The 25,434-nt window shown below is 65.6% G+C and carries 20 protein-coding genes; 8 read left to right on the forward strand and 12 right to left on the reverse strand.

Annotation, left to right across the window (positions count from 1 at the left end; all coding sequences use genetic code 11):
• The 8 genes from U8L64_RS12495 to mreB form a co-directional block, all read right to left on the reverse strand.
• A complete protein-coding gene (locus U8L64_RS12495; protein WP_077683681.1) occupies positions 1-846 on the reverse strand; it encodes a carbon-nitrogen hydrolase family protein in 846 nt (281 codons plus the stop codon).
• Positions 847-904: 58 nt separating this feature from the next.
• Positions 905-4,708: a YhdP family protein gene (locus U8L64_RS12500; protein ID WP_333397806.1), complete on the reverse strand. Its 3,804-nt coding sequence runs from the start codon at positions 4,706-4,708 to the stop codon at positions 905-907.
• A 40-nt stretch (positions 4,709-4,748) separates the two neighbouring features.
• A complete protein-coding gene (rng, locus tag U8L64_RS12505) occupies positions 4,749-6,206 on the reverse strand; it encodes a ribonuclease G (RefSeq protein ID WP_043295785.1) in 1,458 nt (485 codons plus the stop codon).
• A gap of 93 nt (positions 6,207-6,299) precedes the next feature.
• Positions 6,300-6,890, reverse strand: a complete 591-nt coding sequence (locus U8L64_RS12510; protein ID WP_043295784.1) for a Maf family protein — start codon at positions 6,888-6,890, stop codon at positions 6,300-6,302.
• A gap of 92 nt (positions 6,891-6,982) precedes the next feature.
• The gene (locus U8L64_RS12515) at positions 6,983-8,053 is read right to left on the reverse strand and encodes a PEGA domain-containing protein (RefSeq protein ID WP_333397811.1); all 1,071 of its coding nucleotides are present in this window, start codon (positions 8,051-8,053) and stop codon (positions 6,983-6,985) included.
• Between the two features lie 207 nt (positions 8,054-8,260).
• On the reverse strand, positions 8,261-8,749 hold the full coding sequence (gene mreD / locus U8L64_RS12520) for a rod shape-determining protein MreD (RefSeq protein ID WP_008567325.1): 489 nt from the start codon (positions 8,747-8,749) through the stop codon (positions 8,261-8,263).
• Positions 8,746-9,696, reverse strand: coding sequence for a rod shape-determining protein MreC (gene mreC / locus U8L64_RS12525; RefSeq protein WP_431978472.1), 951 nt, complete (start codon positions 9,694-9,696; stop codon positions 8,746-8,748). The genes mreD and mreC overlap by 4 nt, the downstream gene beginning before the upstream one ends.
• 151 nt (positions 9,697-9,847) lie before the next feature.
• The gene (gene mreB, locus U8L64_RS12530; protein WP_008567329.1) at positions 9,848-10,885 is read right to left on the reverse strand and encodes a rod shape-determining protein MreB; all 1,038 of its coding nucleotides are present in this window, start codon (positions 10,883-10,885) and stop codon (positions 9,848-9,850) included.
• Positions 10,886-11,187: 302 nt separating this feature from the next.
• Between mreB and gatC the strand changes: the two genes are divergently transcribed.
• The 6 genes from gatC to U8L64_RS12560 all read left to right on the forward strand — a co-directional run bounded on the left by gatC (position 11,188) and on the right by U8L64_RS12560 (position 17,174).
• Positions 11,188-11,475 (forward strand): Asp-tRNA(Asn)/Glu-tRNA(Gln) amidotransferase subunit GatC, encoded by a 288-nt coding sequence (gatC, locus tag U8L64_RS12535; RefSeq protein WP_054093566.1) that lies wholly within the window; start codon positions 11,188-11,190, stop codon positions 11,473-11,475.
• Complete coding sequence (gatA, locus tag U8L64_RS12540) at positions 11,472-12,926, forward strand: Asp-tRNA(Asn)/Glu-tRNA(Gln) amidotransferase subunit GatA (protein WP_234303346.1); 1,455 nt, start codon at positions 11,472-11,474, stop codon at positions 12,924-12,926. Before gatC ends, gatA begins: the two co-directional genes overlap by 4 nt.
• Positions 12,927-12,937: 11 nt before the next feature.
• Positions 12,938-14,386, forward strand: a complete 1,449-nt coding sequence (gene gatB / locus U8L64_RS12545; RefSeq protein WP_333397818.1) for an Asp-tRNA(Asn)/Glu-tRNA(Gln) amidotransferase subunit GatB — start codon at positions 12,938-12,940, stop codon at positions 14,384-14,386.
• A 134-nt stretch (positions 14,387-14,520) separates the two neighbouring features.
• Complete coding sequence (locus U8L64_RS12550) at positions 14,521-14,919, forward strand: septal ring lytic transglycosylase RlpA family protein (RefSeq protein WP_054093563.1); 399 nt, start codon at positions 14,521-14,523, stop codon at positions 14,917-14,919.
• Positions 14,920-14,989: 70 nt separating this feature from the next.
• On the forward strand, positions 14,990-16,063 hold the full coding sequence (locus tag U8L64_RS12555) for a calcium/sodium antiporter (protein ID WP_273526456.1): 1,074 nt from the start codon (positions 14,990-14,992) through the stop codon (positions 16,061-16,063).
• A gap of 28 nt (positions 16,064-16,091) precedes the next feature.
• Complete coding sequence (locus U8L64_RS12560; protein ID WP_043295778.1) at positions 16,092-17,174, forward strand: calcium/sodium antiporter; 1,083 nt, start codon at positions 16,092-16,094, stop codon at positions 17,172-17,174.
• 144 nt (positions 17,175-17,318) lie between these two features.
• Here U8L64_RS12560 and U8L64_RS12565 read toward each other — a convergent pair whose 3' ends face one another.
• From U8L64_RS12565 to U8L64_RS12575, 3 genes are all read right to left on the reverse strand, one after another.
• Complete coding sequence (locus U8L64_RS12565) at positions 17,319-18,260, reverse strand: AEC family transporter (RefSeq protein WP_333397823.1); 942 nt, start codon at positions 18,258-18,260, stop codon at positions 17,319-17,321.
• Positions 18,261-18,354: 94 nt separating this feature from the next.
• Positions 18,355-18,915, reverse strand: a complete 561-nt coding sequence (locus U8L64_RS12570; RefSeq protein ID WP_003287379.1) for a response regulator transcription factor — start codon at positions 18,913-18,915, stop codon at positions 18,355-18,357.
• A 33-nt stretch (positions 18,916-18,948) separates the two neighbouring features.
• Positions 18,949-20,202: an ATP-binding protein gene (locus U8L64_RS12575; protein ID WP_008567338.1), complete on the reverse strand. Its 1,254-nt coding sequence runs from the start codon at positions 20,200-20,202 to the stop codon at positions 18,949-18,951.
• 154 nt (positions 20,203-20,356) lie between these two features.
• Here U8L64_RS12575 and U8L64_RS12580 point away from each other — a divergent pair, with 154 nt between their 5' ends.
• The gene (locus U8L64_RS12580; RefSeq protein WP_333397830.1) at positions 20,357-21,061 is read left to right on the forward strand and encodes an SIMPL domain-containing protein; all 705 of its coding nucleotides are present in this window, start codon (positions 20,357-20,359) and stop codon (positions 21,059-21,061) included.
• A 181-nt stretch (positions 21,062-21,242) separates the two neighbouring features.
• Positions 21,243-23,450 (forward strand): TonB-dependent receptor domain-containing protein, encoded by a 2,208-nt coding sequence (locus U8L64_RS12585; RefSeq protein ID WP_333397832.1) that lies wholly within the window; start codon positions 21,243-21,245, stop codon positions 23,448-23,450.
• 80 nt (positions 23,451-23,530) lie between these two features.
• Here U8L64_RS12585 and U8L64_RS12590 read toward each other — a convergent pair whose 3' ends face one another.
• Positions 23,531-25,372: a nitric oxide reductase activation protein NorD gene (locus U8L64_RS12590; protein ID WP_273526450.1), complete on the reverse strand. Its 1,842-nt coding sequence runs from the start codon at positions 25,370-25,372 to the stop codon at positions 23,531-23,533.
• Positions 25,373-25,434: the final 62 nt, after the last annotated feature.

Consider the following 25,434-nt stretch of genomic DNA (forward strand, 5'->3'; position numbering starts at 1 on the left):
TCACTCCAAACTCGCCGTGACCAGGCACGGCACTTCAAATCGTCGGTGGCCGGTCAGCGGCATGCGCTGGCGAATGGCCAATTGCTCCGCGGCGTCGCGCCGGGCCGTCAATGCAGCCTCGCCATCGGCCTGCTCGCACAGAATGCGCCCCCAAGGGTCAACGATAGACGAATGACCGTGGGTCAGCCGGCCGCCGGGATGAGCACCACCCTGCGCCGCAGCCAGCATATAGCACTGCGTCTCGATGGCCCGGGCGCGCACCAGCGTTTGCCAGTGCGCCGCGCCGGTCACCGCGGTGAACGCCGAAGGCGCGCTGATCAGCTCGGCACCGGCCAGCCGCAGCGCCGTGTACAGCTCGGGAAAGCGCAGGTCGTAACAGACCGTCATCCCCAGCCGCCCGAGCGGCGTATCGACCACCACCAGCGCATCGCCCGGCGCGTAGTCGTCCGACTCACGGTAGCGACCGCGAGTATCCGCGACGTCCACATCGAACAGGTGCAGCTTGTCGTAACGCGCGACCCGCTGCCCATGCTCGTCAAACAAAAGCGAACAGGCGTGCGGTCGCGCCTGCGGGTGATCGTCCGGCGGCAACGGTAGCGTTCCGGCCACGATCCATAACCTGAGGTCGCGCGCGGTCTGTTTCAACCACGGCAGGATCGGCCCCTCGCCTGCCGCCTCGGCACGGCCGAGCGTCGGCAGATCGCTACGGCCCATCGCCGCGAAGTTTTCCGGCAGCACCGCAAGCCGCGCACCGGCTGCCGCGGCCTGTTCGAGCAGAGCCCGCGCGCTGCGCAGGTTGGCCTCGACATCGGCCTGGCTGACCATCTGGATGACCGCGAGCGACATGGAATGAACACCGATAATGCAAAGAAAGAACCGTTGGCAACGCTAACGCGCAGCCACCTCAATTGGGCTTCTCGAATGGCTTGTCGAAGCTGATCTGCGGCGATTGCCAGGGACCCTCGACGTTGTACTGAACGCTGGCGAACCGGGCAACCTTGTCGCCCAGCAACTTATCGACCACGAACAACGCACCGCCGACCGCCGGCGCGCCGACAATCAACGCTGCCAGCGGCAGGTTGTTGCTCACCGGTAGCGTGACCAGCAGTTTCGCATCGATGCGATCATTCACCATGTCCAGCGTGCCATTGAGCTCAAGATTGCTCGATGGCCCGGTCACGGTGATCGGCTCGCGGGTGCGGTAGATTCCGTCGCTGGCCTGCAGCTCGCCGCCCATGCGGTCGTAACTCAGCCCCTTGCCGAACAGATCGGAGAAATCCAGGCGTAGCCGGCGACCGATCGAGTTGAAATTGAGTAGACCGAATACCCGCAACGCCTGCGCGCTCCCTTCGACCTCGACAAACTGGCCATTGCGCAGCCGCGGCTGCATGTTCCCGGAGAAGCGCGCCAGGCCGAACCAGGCCGGCGAACCCGGCCAGCTGCCATCGACATCCATGCGGAAACGCTCGCTGGTGGTCGAGGGTGCAAAGCCCCACGCCAACAGCACATCCGCCAGGTTGCCACCGGACAGCCGCCCCTTGAACGCGCTGCGCCCGGCGCGCCACTCGCCGGCGCCCTCGATGCGCAAGCCTTTCAGATTCAGATCCAACGCCGAGAACGCCACGCCATTGGCTACCGGGCGCATCTTCAGCGCCCAGCGACCCAGCGGCGCCTCGCCCTGCACCACCTCGGCGACGGTGATGTCCATCGCCGGCAGACGCGTCGGATCGACATCGGCCAACGGATCGCTACGCTGCGCCGGCTCGGTAGCGGATTCGGCGACTGGCAGGCGCAGACGCTGCAGATCCGCCACGAGCGGCGCGCCCTCGGCATCCGGTAGCTGTACCGCCCCGCTGATCAGATCGCTGCCCAGGTTGAGCGTCCAGGCCTCGGTCGTACGGCGCAGTCCGACAGCAAGCGCGTCGATGCGCGTACCGAAACCATCGAAACGGCCGATATCCAGCTGTGCTTCGCGCAGCAGCGGAACCGTCGTCGCGCCACCGCCGGCCGGCAGATAGCGCTCGCGCACGCTCTGCCACGCCTGCCAGTCGAGCTGCTCCAGCCGCCCGCGCACGCGCAGACCGCGCGCTGTCGGCAGTGCCGCCGCGCCGGAGCCGAGTCGCAATTCACCACGCCCGGCCTGCCAGTCGCTCGCCGGCGCCGCGAAGTTCAGGGACGCGAGCTCGCCATGCTGCACGGCGTAGCGACGCTCGGCGCCCTGCAGCGTCATGCGCAGGGTGGTGTCGCGCCGTTCGCCAGCCGGCTTGCCGAAGGGTGCCGGCAGCTCGATGGCCAGCCCGGCCAGCGAAGAGTCGAGCTGCAGGCGGCTATCCGCGCCGGCCAGATCCAGACGTAGCTGATAGGGCAGTTCGCCGCTGGCGGGCAGCTGTCGCGGCAGCCCCAGCCAGGTCGCCAGACGCTGCAGGGCGATATCGCCCTGCGCTTCGATGCGCGTCGCCGGATTGCGCCGGTCGCCGGTCGCCACGGCACTGCCTCGCACTGACCGCCCGAACAGCTGCGCGCGGATGTCGCGGGCGCTGAAGCCGGCATCGGTGTCATAGCGGAACTGTCCGGAGAGCTGGGCGAAGTCCAGCTCGGGACTGGCCATGCGCAGCGTCGCCGCGCGGCTGGCGAAATCGACCAGGACGTGTGGCGGCTCGCCCTTGGCCAGTGGGATCAGCAGCGCCAGCGAGCCGTCCAGCTCACCCTCGCCCTGCCAGCCGGCGAAAATTTCGGCGGCACCTAGCGGCGCCTCGCGCAGGATCTTCAGTCCGTCACCGACACTGCTCTGCAATTGTCCGTTGATCGCCAGACGCGGCTTCTGTCCAGGGGCGGCATGCGGAATTTCGGCCGTGGCGTTCTGCACGCGGCTGTCGAGAATGCGGCCCTCGGCGAGCCGCACGCGCACGCGACTGTCCTCGATCAGCACCTCGCCACGCCCTTCGCGCAGCGCGGGCCAGCCCGGCTGATAGGCCAGCTCGGCATCGCGCACCTTGAAATACAGGCTAATGCTGCGCGCGCCGTCGACGGCGTCCTTGTGCAGACTGCCCTGGTACTGGAAATAGCCCTGTTCGATGGCGCCGCCGCGAATTGCCGTGTGCAGCCATTCGCTGAGCGCCGGACTCAGCGCCGGCGAACGGGTCGGCAGGTATTTCTCCGTGTAGCGCGCATCGCCCTGCGTGAGGCCGACGCGCAGGTCCATGTAGTCCTCGACGGCCGGGTCTCGATTCAGACGGATGAGGAAGTCACCGGCCAGCTGACCTTCCTCGCCGTCCAGCCTCAGATAGGGCGCCACCAGGGTGAAGGCCTGCTCATCCAGGCTCCAGCGCAGCCGCCCCTGCGCCTGGCGGTAACGCCAAGGCTGGGGGAACAGTGGCGCCAGATGCAGGGCGAAATCCTGGCTGTCGATGCGCACCTCGCCGCCAGCGAGATCGCCCTGGATGCTGCCGCTGACATGTTCGGCCGCGGGGATCCAGTGGTGCGCGCCGATCGTCACCTGATCGAGCTGCGCAGCGAACTGCAGTCGCTCGGCGCCGGTCAATCCGGGGCGATAGTGGGCCTGCAGCGCACGCAGCGTACCGCGTGGCGCGAGGTCGACAAGAATCTGCGCGGCGCTTTCCGGCAATGGCGCCAGCGCTTGCGTCAGGGTCGCCAGCGGCGCGATTCCCAGACGATCGGCCTGCAGCTGCCAACTGTTGCTGTGTTCGTCGTGCTCGACAAGCAGGCGCGCCTCGCCCCAGCGCGCATCGCCCAGATTGAAGGCGAGCTCATCGATCAGCAGCCGATAGCCACGCTCGGTGCGCTCGGCATAGGCGGTCAAAGCCAGATCGTCGAGCCCTTGCACCGGGCGTTCGCCATAAGCCGCTTCGACCCGCGGCGCATCCAGGCGCAGCACCGCTCGCGCGAGGTGCTCCTGCCGCCAGCTGAGCCAAGCCTCGCCACCAGCCCGCACGCGGTCGAGCCGCCAGTCGGCGGTCAGCTTCTTCGGCAGCCAGGCCGCCCAGTCGCTCTGCGGCAGGCTCAGATATACGTCGAGCGCTGCCTGCTGCCAGCGCTCGGGCTGCACCTGCGCCCGAACCTGCAGCGCCAGCGGCTGGCCATCGGGCAATACAGTGCGCCCGTCCAGGCGCAGGTTTCCGCCATCGCTTTGCAGGCTGAGATTGGCGTAAGTCAGCGTCAGTGGCGCCTCACCAAAGGGCTCCACGGTCAGCTGGCTGTCGAGCAGCACCAGCGCGCGAATCTTCTGCAGCGAGCGCAGGAGCTTGGCGGGATCGGAGGGCGACCGCTCGTCTCGCGCCGGCAGTCCTTCGACTCGCCAACGGCCATCGGCATCCTGCGTCAGACTCAGGCGCACACCCTCGAAACGCAGCGTCGCCAGGCGTAACTCGCGCGCCCATAGGCTGGCCGCGATATCCGGCACCACCACCAGTCGCTCCAGGTGCATCGCCGCCGCGCCCTCGCCCAGCAGCACATCGTGCGCCAGCAGCTGCGGCGCCAGGCCTTGCCAGCGCCCTTCGAGGCGTCCCAGCCGGACCGGCATTGCCAGCAGCTCGGCGGCTTTGTCTTGCGCCTGCAGACGATATTCGGCGACCAGCGGCACCAGTTGCCGGCCCAGGCTGACATACAGCGCCGCGACGACCAGCCCCAGCGCCGCAATCGACAGCGACTGGCGCAGCAGCACGGCGAGAAAACGGGCGAGGCGATTCATCCGGCAGCGCTCCGCGGCTCAGGCCTGACGTGCATTCGGCTCAGAGCAGCACCACGTCGTACTGTTCCTGCGAATACATGCTCTCGACCTGGAACTTGATCGAGCGGCCGATGAAGCTTTCCAGATCGGCGACGTTGCCCGATTCCTCGTCGAGCAGCCGGTCGATGACCTTCTGATTGGCCAGCACCCGATAACCTTCCGGCTGGTAGGCACGGGCCTCACGCAGAATCTCGCGAAAGATCTCGTAGCAGACGGTTTCCGGGGTCTTCAGCTTGCCGCGCCCCTGGCAGCTGGCGCAGGGCTCGCAAAGCACCTGCTCAAGACTTTCGCGGGTGCGCTTGCGGGTCATCTGTACCAGGCCGAGCTCGGTGATACCGATGATGTTGGTCTTGGCGTGGTCGCGTTCGAGCTGTTTTTCCAGCGTACGCAGCACTTGGCGACGATGCTCCTCGTCTTCCATGTCGATGAAGTCGATGATGATGATGCCGCCGATGTTGCGCAGACGCAGCTGGCGGGCGATCGCCGTAGCGGACTCCAGATTGGTCTTGAAGATGGTTTCTTCCAGCGTCCGATGGCCCACGAAGGCGCCGGTATTGACGTCGATGGTGGTCATCGCCTCGGCCGGGTCGATGATCAGGTAGCCGCCGGACTTGAGCATCACCTTGCGCTCCAGCGCCTTCTGGATCTCATCCTCGACGCCGTAGAGGTCGAAGATCGGCCGTTCGCCCGGGTAGTGTTCGAGACGATCGCGCAGCTCGGGCATCAGCTCGCCAACGAACTGGCTGACCTTCTGAAAGTTCTCCCGCGAATCGATGCGGATCTTCTCGATGCGCGGGTTGACCAGATCGCGCAGCGTGCGCATCGCCAGCGTCAGGTCCTCGTAGATCAGCGAAGGCGCCGTGGCGGTCTTCATCTGCCCGGCGATCTGTTCCCACAGCCGGCGCAGGTAGCGGATATCCATGAGAATCTCGTCGCGCCCGGCCCCCTCGGCAGCCGTGCGCAGAATGAACCCGCCGGCCTCTTCGATCCCTTCGGCGGCAACGCATTCGGCGACGATTTGCTTGAGCCGTTCGCGTTCGGCCTCCTCCTCGATCCGCAGGGAGATGCCGACGTGGCTGGTGCGCGGCATGTAGACCAGGTAGCGCGACGGAATCGATAGCTGCGTAGTCAGCCGCGCGCCCTTGGTGCCGATCGGGTCCTTGGTGACCTGCACCACCAGGCTCTGGCCGTCGTGCACCAGGGCACTGATCGGTTCGACGGCGTTGCCTTCGCGCGCTGAAATCTCCGAAGCGTGGATGAACGCCGCGCGATCCAGGCCGATGTCGACGAACGCCGCCTGCATGCCCGGCAGCACCCGCACCACCTTGCCCTTGTAGATGTTGCCGACAATGCCGCGGCGCTGGGTGCGCTCGACGTGCACCTCCTGCAGGACGCCGTTCTCCACCACCGCGACCCGCGATTCCATGGGGGTGATGTTCATCAGGATCTCTTCGCTCATTGTCGTTTTTCTCGGCCGAAAAGCGGATTTGAAGCAGCCGCAGCTGTCAGGTCTGCGCCGATTCTAACGACATAAACGCCACAGCCACAGGCTCTAACTGGCGCTTTTGCTCCAGCGCGGCAATCCGAAGCGGTCGAGCAGCTGCGCCGTTTCGCACAATGGCAGGCCAACCACCGCCGAATAGCTGCCGTGCAGCTGGCTGACGAACACCGCACCCCAACCTTGAATGGCATAGCCGCCCGCCTTGTCTCGCGGCTCACCGCTGTCCCAGTAGGCTTGCGCTTCCGACGCATCGATGGAGCGAAACTCGACCTCGCTGTCGACCAGGCGCACCTCGCAGGCGCATCGGTTCGCCAGCACAATGGCGGTCAGCACGCGATGGCTGCGCCCGGACAGCGCGGCCAGCATGGCCAGTCCATCGGCCCGATCCGCCGGTTTGCCGAGAATGCGCTGATCCAGCACCACGCTGGTATCGGCGGCAAGCACGCAGGCATTCGCGTCAGGCAGGACGGCAAGTCCGGCGCGGGCCTTGTCCAGCGCCACGCGCCGGACGTAGTCCTCGGCCGCCTCGTCGGGCAGCGGCGTCTCGTCGACGCTCACCGCCAGGAGGGAAAACGGCACACCGATCTGTTGCAGGAGTTCACGACGTCGCGGCGACGCCGAGGCGAGATACAAGCTACTCATTGCGGACCCTGTCGAGAAATGCAGGAAAGGGTCGCACACGCGCCGGTATCAGGGAAGCGAATGGCCCGGCGGGAAAGCCGGGCGCGCGGAAATCAGAAGCGGAAATTGACGACGCGATCGTCGTCCAGCGACAGCTTGCGCGTCTGGGTGACGCCTTCGTGCGTCACCTGCACATCGTACTCGCCGCTCTCGAGGATCAACGACACCGGCGTCGCGCCGTGAACCTGGTCGTTGATACGCACCTGATCGTTGAAGCGGTTGCTGCGCACGATCAGCGAATAGCTGCGCGCATCGCACAGTTCGCTGCTCACGCCGAGGATGGCACAGGGCATTACCTTCTTCGGCTTGATCGCCGCCTCGATGGTCACTTCGGCACTGACCGTGCCATCCAGGTTCATGCTCGCTTCGGAGAAATCTGCCCTGGCGCGATAGGAATACCAGTTCGGATCCAGCTGCAGGCTGTCGATCTCGTCGCGCAGCTCCTCACCCAACACGCGCTGGTAACGCTCCTGCACCCACTGCGACATGCGGCTGTCGTTGCGATGCTCGGCCAGGCAGGCCGCCATGCTCTTGCTGGTCGAACAGCGGAACGACACCGACTCGTTGAAATGCAGGGTACGCTCCAGGCGCCTGGCAATGGCCTGAACCTTCTTGGCGTTGCGCTCGCGCGCCTCGGACGCCAGCAGCGCGGTCAGGCGCTCCACTTCACGGGTGAGCTGAGCGTATTTCAGATGCTGGCGCCCCAGCTCCTCTTCGGCCACCTGCACGCGCTGCCGCGCGGCCTGCTCAGCCTCAGAGCCACGTCGGTAGTCGGCAAGCAGTCCGTCCAGGCGTTCCTGGCCGGCTGGTTGTTTGAGGAAGTCTTCGATCTCCTGGTGGATCAGCGATTTGGCGCTGGCAAGCTGCAGCAGGGCGGAATCCAGCGAGCCCTTCTCGCTACGAAGCCGCTCCTGCAGCTGCTGCTTCTCCTGCCCGGCCGCCTCCAGCTCGCGCTGCTTGCGGTTCAGCTGCTCCTCACGCGTCATCTCGGCCTGCGCCGTACCGACAGATGACTGCAAGGCGGAGCCCGTAGCGGTCGGTGCGGCGCTTTCGGCCTGGCTATAGCCGCCCCCGACCAGCAGCAGGATCGCCAGGGCGCCGCCGCCTGCCAGCCACGACCGCATTCTGCGGGAACTCACCAAAACCTCAGCATCCATAGCCACTCGCCCGCGTTCTGTCTGCGCCGTATCGAAGTAGCCCTGGACCATACGCAAATGATGGCCCAGCGCCATGAAGGCGGCATGATTTCAGAAAACCAAGCGGGGTTCAATGCGGGCCTTGGTCGAACGCCTGCCCGAATGCCGCGGCGGCGGAAGGTTACTGTGCCGGGCTCAGTTGACGTCGAAACGACGACGCAGCCAGTGCAGCACGACGAAAATCCAGGGCCAGAGCAAGGCGCTGATGGGCACCGGTACGAGGAAGATGAGCGTCGGCGGCCGATTGCCGGTCAGGGTGTTCAGCCACAACTGCACCAGCTGCGCCAATCCGAGAACGACCAGCAACACCATGCTCTGCTGCCACAGCGGGAACATACGCAGCCGTTGCTGCAGGCTCAGCACGAGGAAGGCGATCAGGATCAGCGGCAGGCCGTTCTGCCCGAGCAGTGTACCGGCCAGCACATCCAGCATCAGACCAAAGACGAATGCCAGCCCCATGCCACCGCGATGCGGCAATGCCAGCGACCAGAACGCAATCACCAGGCCGAGCCAAAGCGGCCGAGCCAGCTCGGTGCTCGCCGGCATCGGCGCGATGCTGAGCAGCAGGGCCACCAGCAGCGACAGCCAGATTACCCAGCCGTTGTGCGCACGCCCGGCAATCATGGCCGCACCTCATCGGCACTCGGTTCCGCTGGCACGGCAGGCTGGCTGTCGCCGGCCGGCGCGGCTTGCGCTTTCACCTCGGACTGATCGGCGGTCTTCTCGGCACGCTCGGCCGCCTGACGATCGGCGCTGGCCTGCGCCTCGGCAGCCGCAGCGGCACGCTCCTCGGGGCTGCGCGAGTCACTGAAAACCAGCAACAGGTAGCGACTGCGATTGAGCATGGCGGTGGGCACCGCACGGACGATGGCGAAGGGTTGTCCCGAGTCGCGCACCACTTCCTTCACCTGCGCCACCGGGTAGCCGCTGGGGAAGCGCTGGCCGAGGCCGGAACTGACCAGCAGATCACCTTCCTTTATATCCGCCGTTTCGGCGACATGGCGCAGCTCCAGATACTCCGAATCGCCAGTGCCGGCCGCGATCGCGCGCAGGCCGTTACGATTCACCTGCACCGGAATGCTATGCGTAACGTCGGTCAGCAACAGCACCCGCGCCGCATACGGCATCACTTCCACCACTTGCCCCATCAGACCATTGGCATCGAGTACCGGCTGGCCGACGAAGACACCGTCCTGGCTGCCCTTGTCGATCAGGATCCGGTGGGTAAACGGATTGGGGTCCAGTCCGATCAGCTCGGCGACTATCACCCTGTCGTCGACCAGCGCCGCGGAATTGAGCAACTCGCGCAGCCGCACGTTCTGCTCGGTGAGCGTCGCCAACTTCTGCAGGCGGCGTTGCAGCAGCAGCGCCTCGGCCTTGAGCTTCTCGTTCTCCGCGACCAGGCTGCTGCTGCTGCTGATCTGCTCGGTGGCGCCCTTCCAGGCACGCACCGGCAGATCGGCCAGCCAGTAGAACGGGGTCAGCACCAGCCCCATCTGGCTACGCACGGGTTTGAGGGAATCGAAACGTGCATCCACCACCATCAGCGCGACACAGAGCACGGCGAACACCAGCAGGCGCACGCCGAGCGAAGGTCCCTTGGCAAATAGCGGTTTGATCGTGAAGCCCTCGAAACTACCTGCTACAAACTGAACGCGGCGAGCCGAAAGCAGAGTCGGGCTCGGCCTTCGGCTCGCCGCATCGGTTACTGCCGCCTGTGGCTCACTCGGTGGAGAGCAGGTCCATGGCGTGACGATCCATCATTTCCAGCGCACGACCGCCACCACGCGCCACGCAGGTCAGCGGCTCCTCGGCAACGATCACCGGCAGGCCGGTTTCCTGCGACAACAGCTTGTCGAGATCACGCAGCAGTGCACCGCCACCGGTCAGCACCAAGCCACGCTCGGCGATATCGGAAGCCAGCTCCGGCGGCGACTGCTCCAGCGCGCTCTTGACCGCCTGGACGATGGTCGCCAGCGACTCCTGCAGCGCCTCGAGCACTTCGTTGGAGTTCAGCGTGAAGCTGCGCGGCACGCCCTCGGCCAGGTTGCGGCCACGTACGTCAACCTCGCGGATCTCGCCGCCCGGGAAGGCGGTGCCGATTTCCTGCTTGATACGCTCGGCGGTCGATTCGCCGATCAGGCTGCCGTAGTTGCGGCGTACGTATGTGACGATGGCCTCATCGAAGCGATCGCCGCCAACCCGCACCGACTCGGCGTAGACCACGCCGTTGAGGGAAATCAATGCAATCTCGGTGGTACCACCTCCAATGTCGACGACCATCGAGCCACGCGCCTCGTCCACCGGCAGACCGGCGCCGATCGCAGCCGCCATCGGCTCTTCGATCAGGAAGACTTCACGCGCGCCGGCGCCCAATGCAGACTCGCGGATCGCCCGGCGCTCGACCTGGGTCGATTTGCACGGCACGCAGATCAATACACGCGGGCTGGGCTGCAGGAAGCTGTTCTCGTGCACCTTATTGATGAAGTACTGCAGCATCTTCTCGCAGACGCTGAAATCGGCGATCACGCCATCCTTCATCGGCCGAATCGCGGAAATGTTGCCCGGGGTGCGGCCGAGCATGCGCTTGGCCTCGGTGCCTACGGCCACCACGCTTTTCTGGTTGCCGTGGCTGCGGATAGCGACTACCGAGGGCTCGTCGAGAACGATGCCGCGATCGCGCACATAGATGAGGGTATTGGCAGTGCCCAGGTCGATCGACAGATCACTGGAAAACATGCCACGCAGTTTCTTGAACATTGGGAAAGGGCCCTGGGGCAAACGCGTGGGGAAAAAAGTGCCGCAAACTCTAACAATGGTGCCAAGTTAGGGCAAGGCGCGAATCCGCCCCACAGCCGCCAGACGTGCACCATTGCGCGCAATTGTCAGGCCATCGTCGCCATGCTCGGCGCTGCAGACGCGCTACCGGGAAGCGCCCTGTGCATGTAAGATCAACCGCTTTTCCGGGCTCGAAGCCCCCTCTTGCCGCGGCTCATGCCGCCAGCGTTCCGTCGGCCGGCCGACGGATGGCAACCCGATTCGTTTTCCGCTGGAGACCTGCGATGGCGCTTGAACGCTGCGAAGTGGAAAAGATCGCTCACCTGGCCCGCCTGGGTCTGGATGAAGGCGATCTGCCGCGCACCACCGAGACCCTCAACAACATCCTCGGCCTGATCGACCGCATGCAGGCCGTCGACACCACCGGCGTCGAGCCGCTGGCCCATCCGCTGGAAGCCACCCAGCGCCTGCGCGCCGATCAGGTGACCGAAACCAACCACCGCGACGAGTACCAGGCCATCGCCCCGGCCGTGGAAAACGGTCTCTATCTGGTTCCCAAGGTGATCGAGTGATGCATCGACTGACTCTGGCACAAATTGCCCGCGGCCTGGCCGCCAAGGACTTCTCTGCCGTCGAACTGAGCGACGCCCTGCTGGCGCGCATCGCCCAGCTCGACCCGCAGCTCAACAGCTTCATCACCGTCACCGCCGAGCGGGCGCGCAGCCAGGCGCAGGCTGCCGACGCACGCCGCGCCGCCGGCGAAAACGGCGCCCTGCTCGGCGCACCGATAGCGCACAAGGACCTGTTCTGCACCGAGGGCGTGCTGACCACCTGCGGGTCGAAGATCCTACACAACTTCCAGGCGCCCTACGACGCCACCGTGGTCGCGAAGCTGGCCGCAGCCGGCGCGGTCAGCCTCGGCAAGCTGAACATGGACGAGTTCGCCATGGGCTCGGCCAACGAATCCAGCCATTTCGGCGCGGTGAAGAACCCTTGGGACACTTCCCGCGTGCCCGGCGGTTCTTCCGGCGGTTCGGCCGCTGCGGTGGCCGCTGGTTTGGTTCCGGCCGCGACCGGCACCGACACCGGCGGCTCGATCCGCCAGCCGGCGGCGCTGACCAACCTCACCGGCATCAAGCCGACCTACGGTCGCGTCTCGCGTTGGGGCATGATCGCCTATGCATCCAGCCTCGATCAGGGCGGCCCGTTGGCGCGTACCGCCGAAGACTGCGCACTGATGCTCGGCGCCATCGCCGGCTTCGACCCGAAGGATTCGACCTGCGTCGACGCGCCGGTGGACGACTACCTGGCGACGCTGAGCCAGCCGCTGACTGGCCTGCGTATCGGTCTGCCGAAGGAATACTTCGGCGCAGGCCTCGACAGCCGCATCGCCGATGCCGTGCTGGCGGTGGTCGAAGAGCTGAAGAAGCTCGGCGCCACGGTCAAGGACATCAGCCTACCGAACCTGCAGCACGCGATTCCGGCCTATTACGTCATCGCGCCCGCCGAGGCCAGCTCCAACCTGTCGCGTTTCGACGGCGTGCGCTTCGGCTATCGCTGCGAGAACCCGGTCAACCTCGAAGACCTGTACAAGCGCTCGCGCGGCGAAGGCTTCGGCGCCGAGGTCAAACGCCGCATCATGGTCGGCACCTACGCGCTGTCGGCCGGCTACTACGACGCCTATTACCTCAAGGCACAGCGCATCCGCCGGCTGATCAAGAACGACTTCGTCAGCGCCTTCGGCGAGGTCGACGTGATTCTCGGCCCGACCACGCCGAACCTGGCCTGGAAGCTCGGTGAGAAGAACGCCGATCCGGTCTCGGCTTACCTGGAAGATATCTACACCATCACCGCCAACCTCGCCGGCATCCCCGGCCTGTCCATGCCGGCCGGCTTCATCGACGGCCTGCCGGTGGGCGTGCAGCTGTTGGCGCCGTACTTCCAGGAAGCGCGCCTGCTCAACGTGGCGCACCAGTACCAGCAGGTCGCCGACTGGCACACCCGCACTCCGGCCGGATTCTGAGGACGATACACATGCAATGGGAAACCGTGATCGGGCTGGAAATCCACGCCCAGCTCAGCACCCAGTCGAAGATCTTCTCCGGCAGCGCCACTACCTTCGGCGCCGAGCCGAACACCCAGGCGAGCCTGGTCGATCTCGGCATGCCCGGCACCCTGCCGGTATTGAATGAAGAAGCCGTGCGTATGGCGGTGAAGTTCGGCCTGGCGATCGACGCCGAACTGGGCCGCACCAACGTGTTCGCGCGCAAGAACTACTTCTATCCGGACCTGCCCAAGGGCTACCAGACCAGCCAGATGGATCATCCCGTGGTTGGCAAGGGCCATCTGGACATCACCCTGGAAGACGGCACGGTCAAGCGCATCGGCATCACCCGGGCCCACCTGGAAGAGGACGCTGGCAAGAGCCTGCACGAAGACTTCCACGGCATGAGCGGGATCGACCTCAACCGCGCCGGCACGCCGCTGCTGGAGATCGTTTCCGAGCCGGATATTCGTTCCGCCAAAGAAGCGGTGGCCTACGTCAAGGCGATCCACGCGCTGGTGCGTTATTTGGGCATCTGCGACGGCAACATGGCCGAAGGCTCGCTGCGCTGCGACTGCAACGTGTCGGTGCGGCCGAAAGGCCAGGTCGAGTTCGGCACCCGCGCCGAGATCAAGAACGTCAACTCGTTCCGCTTCATCGAGAAGGCCATCAACCACGAGGTGCAGCGGCAGATCGAGCTGATCGAGGACGGCGGCAAGATGGTGCAGGAAACTCGCCTGTACGACCCGAATAAGGACGAAACCCGTTCGATGCGCAGCAAGGAAGAAGCCAACGACTACCGCTACTTCCCCTGCCCCGATCTGCTGCCGGTGGTGCTGGAAGAGAGCTTCATCGAGCAGGTGCGCGGCGAGCTGCCGGAACTGCCGGGCGAGAAGCGCGCACGTTTCGAGAGCCAGTTCGGCCTGTCCACCTATGACGCCTCGGTGCTCTCCGCCAGTCGCGAACTGGCCGACTACTTCGAGGCCGTGCAACAGGTCTGCGGTGACGCCAAACTGGCGGCCAACTGGGTGATGGGCGAGCTGTCCAGCCTGCTCAACAAGGACGGCCTGGAGATCGAACAGTCGCCGGTGTCCGCCGCGCAGCTTGGCGGTCTGATCCTGCGCATCAAGGACGACACCATCTCCGGCAAGATCGCCAAAATGGTCTTCGAAGCCCTCGCGGCCGGCGAAGGCGAGAATGCCGACGAAGTCATCGAGAAAAAGGGCCTCAAGCAGGTTACCGACAGCGGCGCCATCGAGGCGATGCTCGACGAAGTGCTGGCGGCCAATGCGGAACAGGTCGAGCAGTACCGCGCCAGCGATGAAGCCAAGCGCGGCAAGATGTTCGGCTTCTTCGTCGGCCAGGCGATGAAGGCGTCCAAGGGCAAGGCCAACCCCGGCCAGGTGAACCAACTGCTGAAGAAGAAACTCGAAGGCTAAGTCCCGCGCAGCTGGCTCTCCCGGCCGGCCGCGCGCGGAGCGCCGTCTGGTCGAGCCGGCCGCTCGCGATCGGTGCGCGCGACGCGCCAGCACCCGGTTGCGACTGGCAGAATTCTTCAAGGAACGGATCGTTCATGCACCTCGTACGCCTGCTTGCCCCGCTACTGTTGCTCGCGTTAGTCACCGGCTGCGCCGAGCGACAGCGCGCACCGGCAGCGCCGCAGGCGCCGGTGGAACGCGGCTTCAGCCAGCAGGGCAAGGCGTCCTACTATGCGCGGATGCACCACGGCCAGCGAACCGCCAGCGGCGAGCGACACGACCAGAACGCGCTAGTTGCCGCCCATCGCTCGCTGCCGTTCGGCACGCGAGTGCAGGTGACCAACCTGGCCAACGGCCGCAAGGTCACGGTGCGCATCAATGATCGAGGCCCGTTTCGCCGTGGCCGCATCATCGATCTCTCGCGCGCCGCCGCACAGCAGCTCGGCATGATCGAGCGGGGCGTGGTGGCCGTGCGGATCGAAACCGTCGAATGAGCGCGCCAGGCGGCTACGGGCCCTATCTTCGCGGCGCCAGCACGCCGCCGGCCCATTGCACGCCACCCACATGACATTGCTCACCCTTGCCTATCTGCTTGCCGGCCTGATTCTGCTGACCTTCGGAGCCGGCAGTCTGGTCCGTGGCGCGACGCAGCTGGCGGCGCGCCTCGGCATCCCGCCGCTGGTAATCGGCCTGACGGTGGTCGCCTTCGGAACCAGCGCACCGGAAACCGCGGTCAGCCTCGAGGCGGCACTCGCCGGCAGCGGCGATATCGCGGTCGGCAACGTGATCGGCAGCAACATCGCCAACATTCTGTTGATCCTCGGACTCTGCGCGCTGATCGCGCCGCTGCGGGTTTCCCGCCAGCTGATCCGCCTGGACGTGCCGCTGATGCTCGGCGCGGGGCTGCTGGTCTATACGCTGGCCTGGGACGGTCGCGTCGGCCGCGGCGAAGGCGCTGTGCTGCTCGCCTGCTTGGCTGTTTATACGGCGCTGCTCATTCGTGCCGCTCGCCGTCAGCGCCCCGGCGCCGGTCCCGATGAGTTCGTCGCGGAATTCCATGCGCAGCCCGGGGCCTGGCCCGTGCAACTGCTGCGGGTGATCGTTGGCATCGGCTTGCTGGTGGCCGGCGCTCATCTGCTGATCGTCGGCGCGGTGGAGCTGGCGCGCGCCTTCGGTCTTTCCGAGCTGGTGATCGGCCTGACCGTCGTCGCAGTCGGCACCTCGCTGCCGGAACTGGCGACCTCGCTGCTGGCGGCGTTCAAGGGCGAGCGAGACATCGCGGTCGGCAATGTGGTGGGCAGCTGCATCTTCAATCTGCTGCTGGTGCTGGGCGCCAGTGCCGCGCTGGCGGGCGACGGCCTGTCGATCTCACCGAATGCACTGGCATTCGATTTCCCGGTAATGCTCGCGGTATTCGTTGCCTGCCTGCCGATCTTCTTCTCCGGCTATCGCATCAATCGCTGGGAAGGGCTGCTGTTCGTGGCCTACTACCTGGCCTACAGCCTGTATCTGGTGATGTTCGCCACCGGCCTGGGCGACCTTGAACGCCTGCGCGTCGCCATGCTCTGGTTTGCCTTCCCCCTGACTGCCGTTACGCTGGCGTTGATCGCCATGCGCGCCTGGCGCCGGCAGCGCTAACCGCCTTTCCACCTATGGAGTGTGTTCCGTGACCCTGATGACCTTCGTCTACCTGTTCGCCGGCCTGGTGCTGCTGGTTGCCGGCGCCGAATTGCTGGTGCGCGGCGCGGCGCGGCTGGCCGCGCAGTTCGGGATTTCGCCGCTGATCATCGGCCTGACGGTCGTGGCCTTCGGCACCAGCGCGCCGGAAATGGCGGTCAGCGTGCAATCGACGGTGTCCGGTCAGGGCGATATCGCGGTGGGCAACGTGATCGGCAGCAACATCTTCAACGTGCTATTCATCCTCGGCCTCTCGGCGCTGATCACCCCGATGCTGGTGTCGCGCCAGCTGATCCGTTTCGACGTGCCGATCATGATCGGCGCCAGCCTGCTGGCCTGGTTTCTCGCGATGGACCAGCAGTACGGGCGCCTGGATGGCGTGCTGCTGTTCGGCGGAGTTCTGACGTACACCGGCTTCCTGATCGTCAGCAGCCTGAAGTCGCGCAACAACGAGAATCAGGAATTTGAAGACGAATACGGCCTGCACGAACCGGCCGGACGCTTCGCCAGCCTGCGCCATCTGCTGTTCATCGCCATTGGTCTGGTGCTACTGGTGCAGGGCTCCAGCCTGCTGGTGGACGCGGCGGTCACGCTGGCCAAGGCGCTAGGGCTGTCCGAGTTGGTGATCGGCCTGACCATCATTGCCGCCGGCACCTCGCTACCGGAGGTGGCCACTTCGGTCATCGCCGCCATCAAGGGCGAGCGCGATATCGCCGTGGGCAACGTGGTCGGCAGCAACATCTTCAACCTGCTGGCGGTGCTCGGCCTCGCCTCGCTGGTTTCGCCGACGCCCATCGGCGTCTCGGGCAACGCCATCGCCTTCGACTACCCGGTGATGATCGCCGTGGCGGCCGCGTGCCTGCCGATCTTCTTCGCCGGCTACTGCATTCGCCGCTGGGAAGGCGCGCTCTTCTTCGCCTATTACGTGATCTATACCTCCTGGCTGATCATGCACAGCACCGACGCACCGGGGCTGGCCATGTTCAGTCAGGCCATGCTGTGGTTCGTTCTGCCGCTGACCCTGATCACGCTGCTGGTGATCGGCGCTCGCGCCTGGAAGCTGCAGCGCTGAACCGCTGCCGCCCGGCCGCTGCGCCCGCCAGCGGTGCTGGCGCAAGCGCCGGCAACAACGCCACGATAATGTTCTGCGCTCTGTTGGGCGATTAGCGCGATCGTCACCCGCCCGATCACGATCACGGCGTCACGCGCTGTCGCGCTAGATCCAGCCGAGCCCGCCGAGCAGGAACAGGCCGGCATTGATGCTCAGGGCGGCCATCAGAGTGGTGATGACGATGATGGTGGCAGCCAGCTGATGGTTGGCATCAACCGCGCGCGCCATCACGAAGCTCGCCGACGCCGTCGGGCTGGCGAAATAGAGGAACAGGATGCCCAATTCGGCCCCCCGGAATCCGCAGGCCCAGGCGCCGAGCGTGGCCATAAGCGGCAGCCAGACCATTTTCATCAGACTCGAACTCAGGGCGATCCCGCTACTGTCGCGCAACGCCGCCAGCGACAACGTCGCGCCAATGCAGATCAGCGCCAATGGCAGCGTCATCTGCGCGAAGTACTGACCGGACGTCATCAGCCAGCCTGGCAATGCGACCTGCCAGTAGGCGAACGGGATGGCCGAAACGACCCCGATAATCAGCGGGTTGCGCGCGATGCTGAGGAGAATGGCGCGCGCATCGGGACGTGCACCTGCGCTGTAGAGCGCCAGGATCAACGCCGACAGGCTGTTGTAGAGCAGGATCACCACGCCCGCCAGCACACTGCCGGCGGACAGGCCGTAGTCGCCGTACAGGCTGGCTGCCAGTGCCAAGCCGACGATGCCATTGTTACCGCGAAACGCGCCCTGCACATAGACTCCGCGCTCCACCCGCGGACAGCGCCAGATTGCCCAACCCCAGGCCACGGCGAACGTGGCGATGGTCGCCAGCACGAAGTAGCCGAGCAAGGCCGGCTGCAGGGCGGTGTTCAGGTCGGCCTTGAGGATCGAGATGAACATCAGGGTCGGCATGGTGCCCTTGAACACCAACGCCGAGGCGGTGTTGACGAACGCTGCATCGATCCAGCCGACGCGCCGGAGCACCACGCCAAGAAACAGCATGGCGAATACCGGGGCGGTGACGCTCAGGGTCTGGACGACGACAGGGAACATGGGCGGACTCGTTGGTGAAGAGGCCGCCTATGGTAAACGCTTCCGCGTCGGGAACTGGAGCTTCGACAGCAGTGCTGCCGCGTCGCGGCCGGGTTTAACGCCGGACCGGACGCTTCTGCAGCTTGCGCTGTAAGGTACGGCGATGCATGCCGAGGGCGCGCGCCGTCGCCGAGATGTTGCCGTCATGCTCGTTGAGCACGCGCTGGATGTGTTCCCACTGCAGGCGGTCGACCGACATCGGGTTTTCCGGCACCAGACTGTCGAGATCGGCATGCTGCGACAGCAGTGCGGCCAGCACGTCGTCGGCATCGGCCGGCTTGCACAGGTAGTTGCAGGCACCGCGCTTGATCGCCTCTACCGCGGTGGCAATGCTCGAGTAACCCGTGAGGATCAGCACGCGCATCTCGGCGTCGAGTTCGAGCAGTTTGGGCAGCAGCACCAGCCCCGAATCGCCTTCCATCTTCAGGTCGAGCACGGCGTAATCCGGGATGTCCTGGCGGGCCAGTGCCAGCCCCTCGTCGGCCGAGCCAGCGATGCTCACCCGCAGGCCGCGGCGGCTCATGGCCCGGGCCATCACGCGAGTAAACGTCGGATCGTCATCTACCAGAAGCAGGTGGGGTTGTTCTTCGCCCTCGTGCTGCAACTCGTCGGTCATGTATGCATTCCTCGCAATGGGGTCACGATCAGGTCAGGCGCGCACCGAACCATGCGGCAGGCGCAGTTCGGTAAGTGTGCCACCTTCTTCGTGATTGTAGAGCTTCACCGTTCCGCCGGCGCGCGTCACGCTAGCCTGGCTGAGGAACAGGCCGAGGCCGAAACCTTTGCCCTTGGTGGTGATGAAGGGGCGGCCGATCTGCTCGGCGATGGCCAGAGGAACACCCGCGCCATGATCACGGATGGTCAGTTTGATCCATTGCGCATCCCAGTCGAGGCGGATGTCCAGGTCCTCGGGACTGGCGTCGGTGGCATTGTTCAGCAGGTTGAGCAACGACTGGCTGAGGTCGGCCGGCGGCATCAGGCGTGGCGCGCTGCCACGGCCGACACACTGGAAGCGATAGGTCGCCTCCGGACGCATCAGATGCCAGCGCTGCAGCACCGCGTCGACCCATTCGCGCGCCGTCTGCTCGACGATCGCCTGACGACGGTCGGCTTCGGCGGCGCGCACCAGCTGACGCAAACTCTCCTTGCACAACTGCACCTGCGACTGCAGCAGGCCCAGATCCTCGTTCAGCTGCGGCTCCTTGTACTCCTGGCGCAGCTCCTTGAGCAGCACGCTCATGGTCGCCAGCGGCGTGCCGAGCTCGTGCGCCGCGCCGGCGGCCTGGGTGGCGACGGCCAGCAGCTGCTGATCGCGCAGGCTTTCCTCGCGACGCTGCGCCTGCAATTGCGCCTGTCTGCGCAACTGTTCCCCCATGCGCGCAACGAAGAAGGTGATCAGCGCGGCAGCCAGCGCGAAGCTCAGCCACATGCCATAGACCAGCAGCGTCGCGCGTTCAACCGATGGCAGGGTGATCGGGTCGTACCACACCAGCATCAGCGTGTAACCCGCCAGCGCGAGCCCGGCCAGCACCAGGGTATACAGCCACGGCAGCGTCGCGGCCGCGATGGTCAGCGGTACCAGATAGTAGGAGACGAAGGGGTTGGTCGAGCCCCCCGAGTAATACAGCAGCGCGCTGTGGATCAGCAGATCGAAGCCCAGATGCACGGCATATTCCAGCTCGGTCACCGGCCAGGGGCCGCGCAGGCGCAGCGCCGCGCCAAGACACAGCAGGCCGGAGATCGCGAGCGTGATGCCCAGCGCTACCCAAGGCAGAGTCAACGCCTGGGTCGCGTAGGCGAGCCCCACCGCACCGGCCTGCGCAGCCAGCACGAGGACACGTATCAGAATCAGAAGCCGAAGGTTCTGACGGCTGGCCGAAAGCAGCTGAACGGATGCGTACATGGAGTCTCCAAAGATGCGCCGAGTATAACCAAGCCACCCGTCGGACAATCTCCATGCGGCAACGCGACGCAGAGATTCGCTGCACGGAACGTTGGTCACGGTTACAGTTTCCACTTGCCGTCGCGATCGCCGGCGTTCAAGCCCAGGAGCGTTCATGTACTACCCCATCTCTCGCACCACCGTTCTGTTGGCCGTTCTCGCCAGCTGCGCCAGCCTGCCGGCTGGCGCCACGGAACCACGCTACAACCAGGTCTCGCTGCGCGCCGAAGTCAGCAGCGAAGTGGCGCACGACCGCATGCACGTCACCCTCTACAGCGAAGCACAGCATGAGGATCCAGCCCAGCTTGCCGCGCAGACTACCCACTCGCTGAATCAGGCGCTGCGGCAGGCCCGCCAGGCCAAGGGCGTGATCGTCAGCCAGGGCAGCCGCAGCAGCTACCCGGTCTATGACGACAAGGGCCAGCGGATCGTCGGCTGGCGCGAGCGGGCCGAGCTACGCCTGGAGAGCGGCGATTTCGCGGCCCTGTCGCAGTTGACCGGTGAGCTGATGAAGAGCCTGAAGATGGGCGACATGCACTTCAGTGTGTCCGATCCGATCCGCAAGCAGAACGAGGACGCACTGCTCAAGGATGCCGTGGCTGCCTTTCGCGCCCGCGCCCAGCTGGCTACCGAAGCACTGGGCGGTTCGGGCTATCGTCTGGTCAACCTGAACCTCGGCAGTGGCGGCGGATACCAGCCGGAGATGCGCAGCGCGTCGATGAAGTTCAGCCGGGACGCCATGCCCACGCCAGAGATCGAAGCCGGAACCCGCGAGATCAGCGTCACGGCCGATGGCACTATTGAAGTGCAGCTGCCCTGACGGCAGGTACCAGCGAACCATCGCAACAATTTCTTACAACGCTGCAAGCCCGCGTGTCGCGCGGCTTGTAGCGTGCAAGAGCGCTTAAGAGAGAACTTCTCAGGCGCGAATGATGCAACATATCAACTGCGAGTAATTATCATGCGCCGCAAAATTGCACTGCGCATCGATAGGAGTTCGCATGTCCGTTCCCTTTGCCCATACCGCCCTCGCCGCCGCCCTGCTCGGCAGCAGCCTTGGTGTCATGGCCCAGTCTTCTCCGGTCACGCTGGACAGCATGGTTGTCAGCGCCACCGGCTTCGAACAGAAGATCACCGAGGCGCCAGCGAGCATCAGCGTGATCACTCGGGAAGAACTGCAGGAAAAGCGCTTCAGCAGCATCGCCGAAGCACTGCAGGACGTCGAAGGCGTGGACGTGCACGGCAACACTGGCAAGACCGGCGGACTGAACATCAGCATCCGCGGCATGCCCAGCGAGTACACGCTGATTCTCATCGACGGTCGCCGCCAGAACGCTCCCGGCGACGTCGCGCCCAACGGCTTCGGTGAAACCTCCACCAGCTTCATGCCGCCGCCCTCGGCGATCGAGCGGATCGAAGTCATCCGCGGTCCGATGTCCACCCTCTACGGCTCCGATGCGCTCGGCGGGGTCGTCAACATCATCACCCGCAAGGTCGGCAAGGAGTGGGCCTCTTCGGTTGGCGTCGAGCATACCGTGCAGGAGCACAGCGACTACGGTGACAGCTCGAAGATCAACTTCTACAGCAGCGGCCCGCTGATCGAGGACAAGCTGGGCCTGGCGCTGCGCGGCAGTTTCTACGACCGCGATAGCGCCAGCCTGGCATTCTCCGATTCACACCTGCCGCTCAGCACCCGTGGCCCTTCGCCGGTAGAAGCCGAGAACTGGAGCGCCGGCGGCCGGCTAGCCTTCACCCCCAACCAGGATCACGACATTTCCCTGGACTTGGATCGCTCGATCCAGACCTACGGCAACGACAACTGCCAGCTCGGCAGCCTGGATGGGCTCGATCAGGACGACTGCACCACGCCGTCCACCAGCGCCTGGGGCTACCGCGACGAACTGCGTTTCGAGCGCGAATCGGCGACGCTGGCGCATACCGGGCGTTTCGCCTTCGGCACGCTGGATTCGAGCCTGATGCGCAACACCACCGAAACCATCGGCCGTACCAATCCGGGTACTCTCGGCAACCCCACCAATGCCGTGCTGCCCGGGGTGATCGCCGGCTCCGATCGCGAACTGAAGGCCACCAACCTGGTGTTCGACAGCAAGCTGGTGATGCCGCTCGGCGAGGCCAACCTGCTAACGCTCGGCGGCCAATGGTGGGAGGCCGAACTGGACGACGGCATCGCGCTGGACACCTTCGAGCAGACCACCTGGGCGCTGTTCGCGGAGAACGAGTGGCGTATCCGCGACGACCTCGCCCTGACCGTCGGCGCGCGCTACGACGACCACGAGGATTTCGGCGGGCAGATCACGCCGCGCACCTATCTGGTGTGGAACACCAACGACAACTGGACCATGAAGGGCGGCGTAAGCAAGGGCTACCGCGCACCGGCGATCAACGACCTGCATGACGGCATCAACGGCGTGACGCGCCAGGGCCGCACCCTGACCCTCGGCAATCCCGACCTCGACCCGGAGCAATCCACCAGCTACGAATTCGGCCTGTACTACGACAACCTCGCCGGCTTCAACGCCAACGGCACGCTGTTCTACACCGAGTTCAAGGACAAGATCATGTCCGGCCCGGACGTCAACTGCGCCACCACGCCCGGTGCCGGCGGCTGTCAGTGGCTGGTCGGCACCGGCCAGAGCGTCTACAGCCAGCAGGTCAACGTCGGCGAAGCGAAGACCCAGGGCATCGAACTGGCGACCCGCATTCCGCTGGCCGACGCCTGGTGGATCAACGCCAACTACACCTATACCGAGAGCGAGCAGAAGAGTGGCGACAACAAGGGCCGGCCACTGACCAACACGCCCGACCACATGCTCAATGCACGCCTGAACTGGCAGGCCACCGACCGCCTGAAGACCTGGCTGGCGTACGAATATCGCAGCGAGACCCTGCGCTTCCTCGACGCCCGCTCGACGCTCAGCGGTGACGATGCGGCGGTCTACGATCAGGTCGGCAACGAACTGGGCGCGTACAGCCTGTTCCACCTCGGCGCCAGTTATCGCGCCAGCCAGAACCTGACCCTGCAGGCCGCCATCTACAACCTGCTCGACAAGGACTTCCTGCGCAGCGACGCCTACATCGGCAGCAACGGCCTGGACTACGTCAGCGAGTACAGCCACAGCACCCGCTCGACCTCCGGCTACATCCCCGAGGGGCGGCGGCTCTGGCTGTCCGCCAACCTGGCGTTCTGACGTCCGCCGCCGCAACGACAGAGCCGGGCTTCGCCCGGCTCTGTCGTTTTCACCTCGGATGAGCCCCGTGTGCTGCGCGGCTACGGCTGGGTCAGCTGCTTGTACAGCTGCGGCAGGCGGAACGGCAGCTGCTGCGGTTCCTTGATCAGCGTGTAGCCGTTGGCACCGAACATATATGGCAGGTAGTCGCCAGCCTCGCGGTCGATGGTGATGCAGAACGGCAGCAGGCCCTGCCTGCGCGCCTCCATCACCGCCTGGCGGGTATCCTCGACGCCATAGCGGCCTTCATAGAGATCGAGGTCGTTGGGCTTGCCGTCCGTGACCAGCAGCAACAGCTTGCGCCGCTGCTTGCAGGCACCGAGCAGTTCGGTGGCCTGGCGGATGGCGGCGCCCATGCGGGTGTAGTAGCCGGGCTTGAGCGCCTGGATGCGGCCGCGGGTCTCGTCGCCATAGGGCTGGCGGAAGCTCTTGAGCTCCTGCATGCGCACCTGCTGGCGACGCAGCGAGGAAAAGCCGTAGAGCGCGAACGGGTCACCGACTGCCGACAGCGCCTCGCCGAACAGCAGCAGGCTGTCGGTGATCACGTCGATCACCCGGTGCTCGTTGTCCAGGTGCGCATCGGTGGACATCGACAGGTCGGCCAACAGCAGACAGGCCAGGTCGCGACGATTCTGCCGCTGCTCCATGAACAGCCCACGCTCGGCACACTGGCCGTTCTGCCGCTCGACGTGGAAGTCCAGCCAGGCCTGCAAATCCAGCTCCGAGCCCTGCGGCTGCTGACGCAGCCACTGACGATCATTGCGCAGGTGCTCGAACTGCCGACGCAAACGGCGCGCCAGCGGCGCCAGATGCAGCGGCAGCGGTTTGGCCTCCGAGCCGCGCGGCAGCATCATCTGCAGGTTGACGAAGTCCTTCTGCAGGGCCTGCTTGCGGTAATCCCACTCGGGCAGCTTGATGCCCTCACCCAGCGGCACGTCATCGAAATCCGCCGCCGGCAAGTCCAGGTCGAGCTTGAGTCCGCCGCCCTGACGCATGCGCTGGCGCGACAGCGCCAACTCGTCGAGGTCCTCGGCGACGCGCGCGGCGTCCAGGTCCTCGGTATCGTCGCCACAGCGATCCAATTCGACGTGTTCGGACCAGCTGAACAGATTTTCCAGGCGGAACAGCAGCAGCCCGCCCTTGCTGGTGCTTTCCTCGACGCGCTTGGCGCGCTTGCGCTGACGCGCTTCACCGCCCGGCGGGGTTTCCAGATTGCCCTCGCCGTCTTCACCACGGTCGGCGGCCTGCGGCTCGCCGAGGTTTTCCGCCGGGTACAACCACAGCGGCAGCGGCCAGGGCGCGCGCTCGCTGCGCGGGAACTGGCTGACGCTGCCCGGCTCGCGCAGCGCCTGACACAACGCTCGTTCCAGCGCGGCCTCGCCCTTGGGCAACTGGCTCGGATCCGGGCGCAGTGCCAGATGGGCCTCGACCAGCCGCTGATACCGTGGGCGCATGGCGGGAAATTGTGCCAGCAGCTGCTGTGTCCAGTGCTGGTTGTCACGCGCCCAGTGGCGCATTTCACCGGCCTGCGCTGCGAGCAGCGCCAGCCAGCGGTAGAGATCCTGGTTCAGCGCGGCCTCGGGGTACACCGAGAGGCTTTGCGGAAGCCGAAGGTTGTTGCGATCACACCAGGCCACCGGCAACTGTTTGCAGGTACCGGCGACCTGTTGCAGCAGGTTGCGCCGCAGCAGCATGTCCCGCGCTGCGGCAGCTTCGACACCGACGCCGCTGGCCCCGCCCATCGCGCGAAACAGCAGGGCCAACGAGCGCTGCATGCTTTCCAGCTCGACGCACGCCTCGGGGAAGTCCGGGCTGGCGCGGCGGGTGATGAAGCGGTGCCAGACACTGCCGACCCACTCTTCCACTTCGATGGTAAAGGCCATGGCGGGTTACTCCGTACAGGCATTTGAAAAGCGAAACGGCCCGCTAGTACCAGCCGGGCCGT

This window comes from Pseudomonas sp. FIP_A4 (assembly GCF_036701605.1).
GTDB lineage: Bacteria > Pseudomonadota > Gammaproteobacteria > Pseudomonadales > Pseudomonadaceae > Stutzerimonas > Stutzerimonas phenolilytica.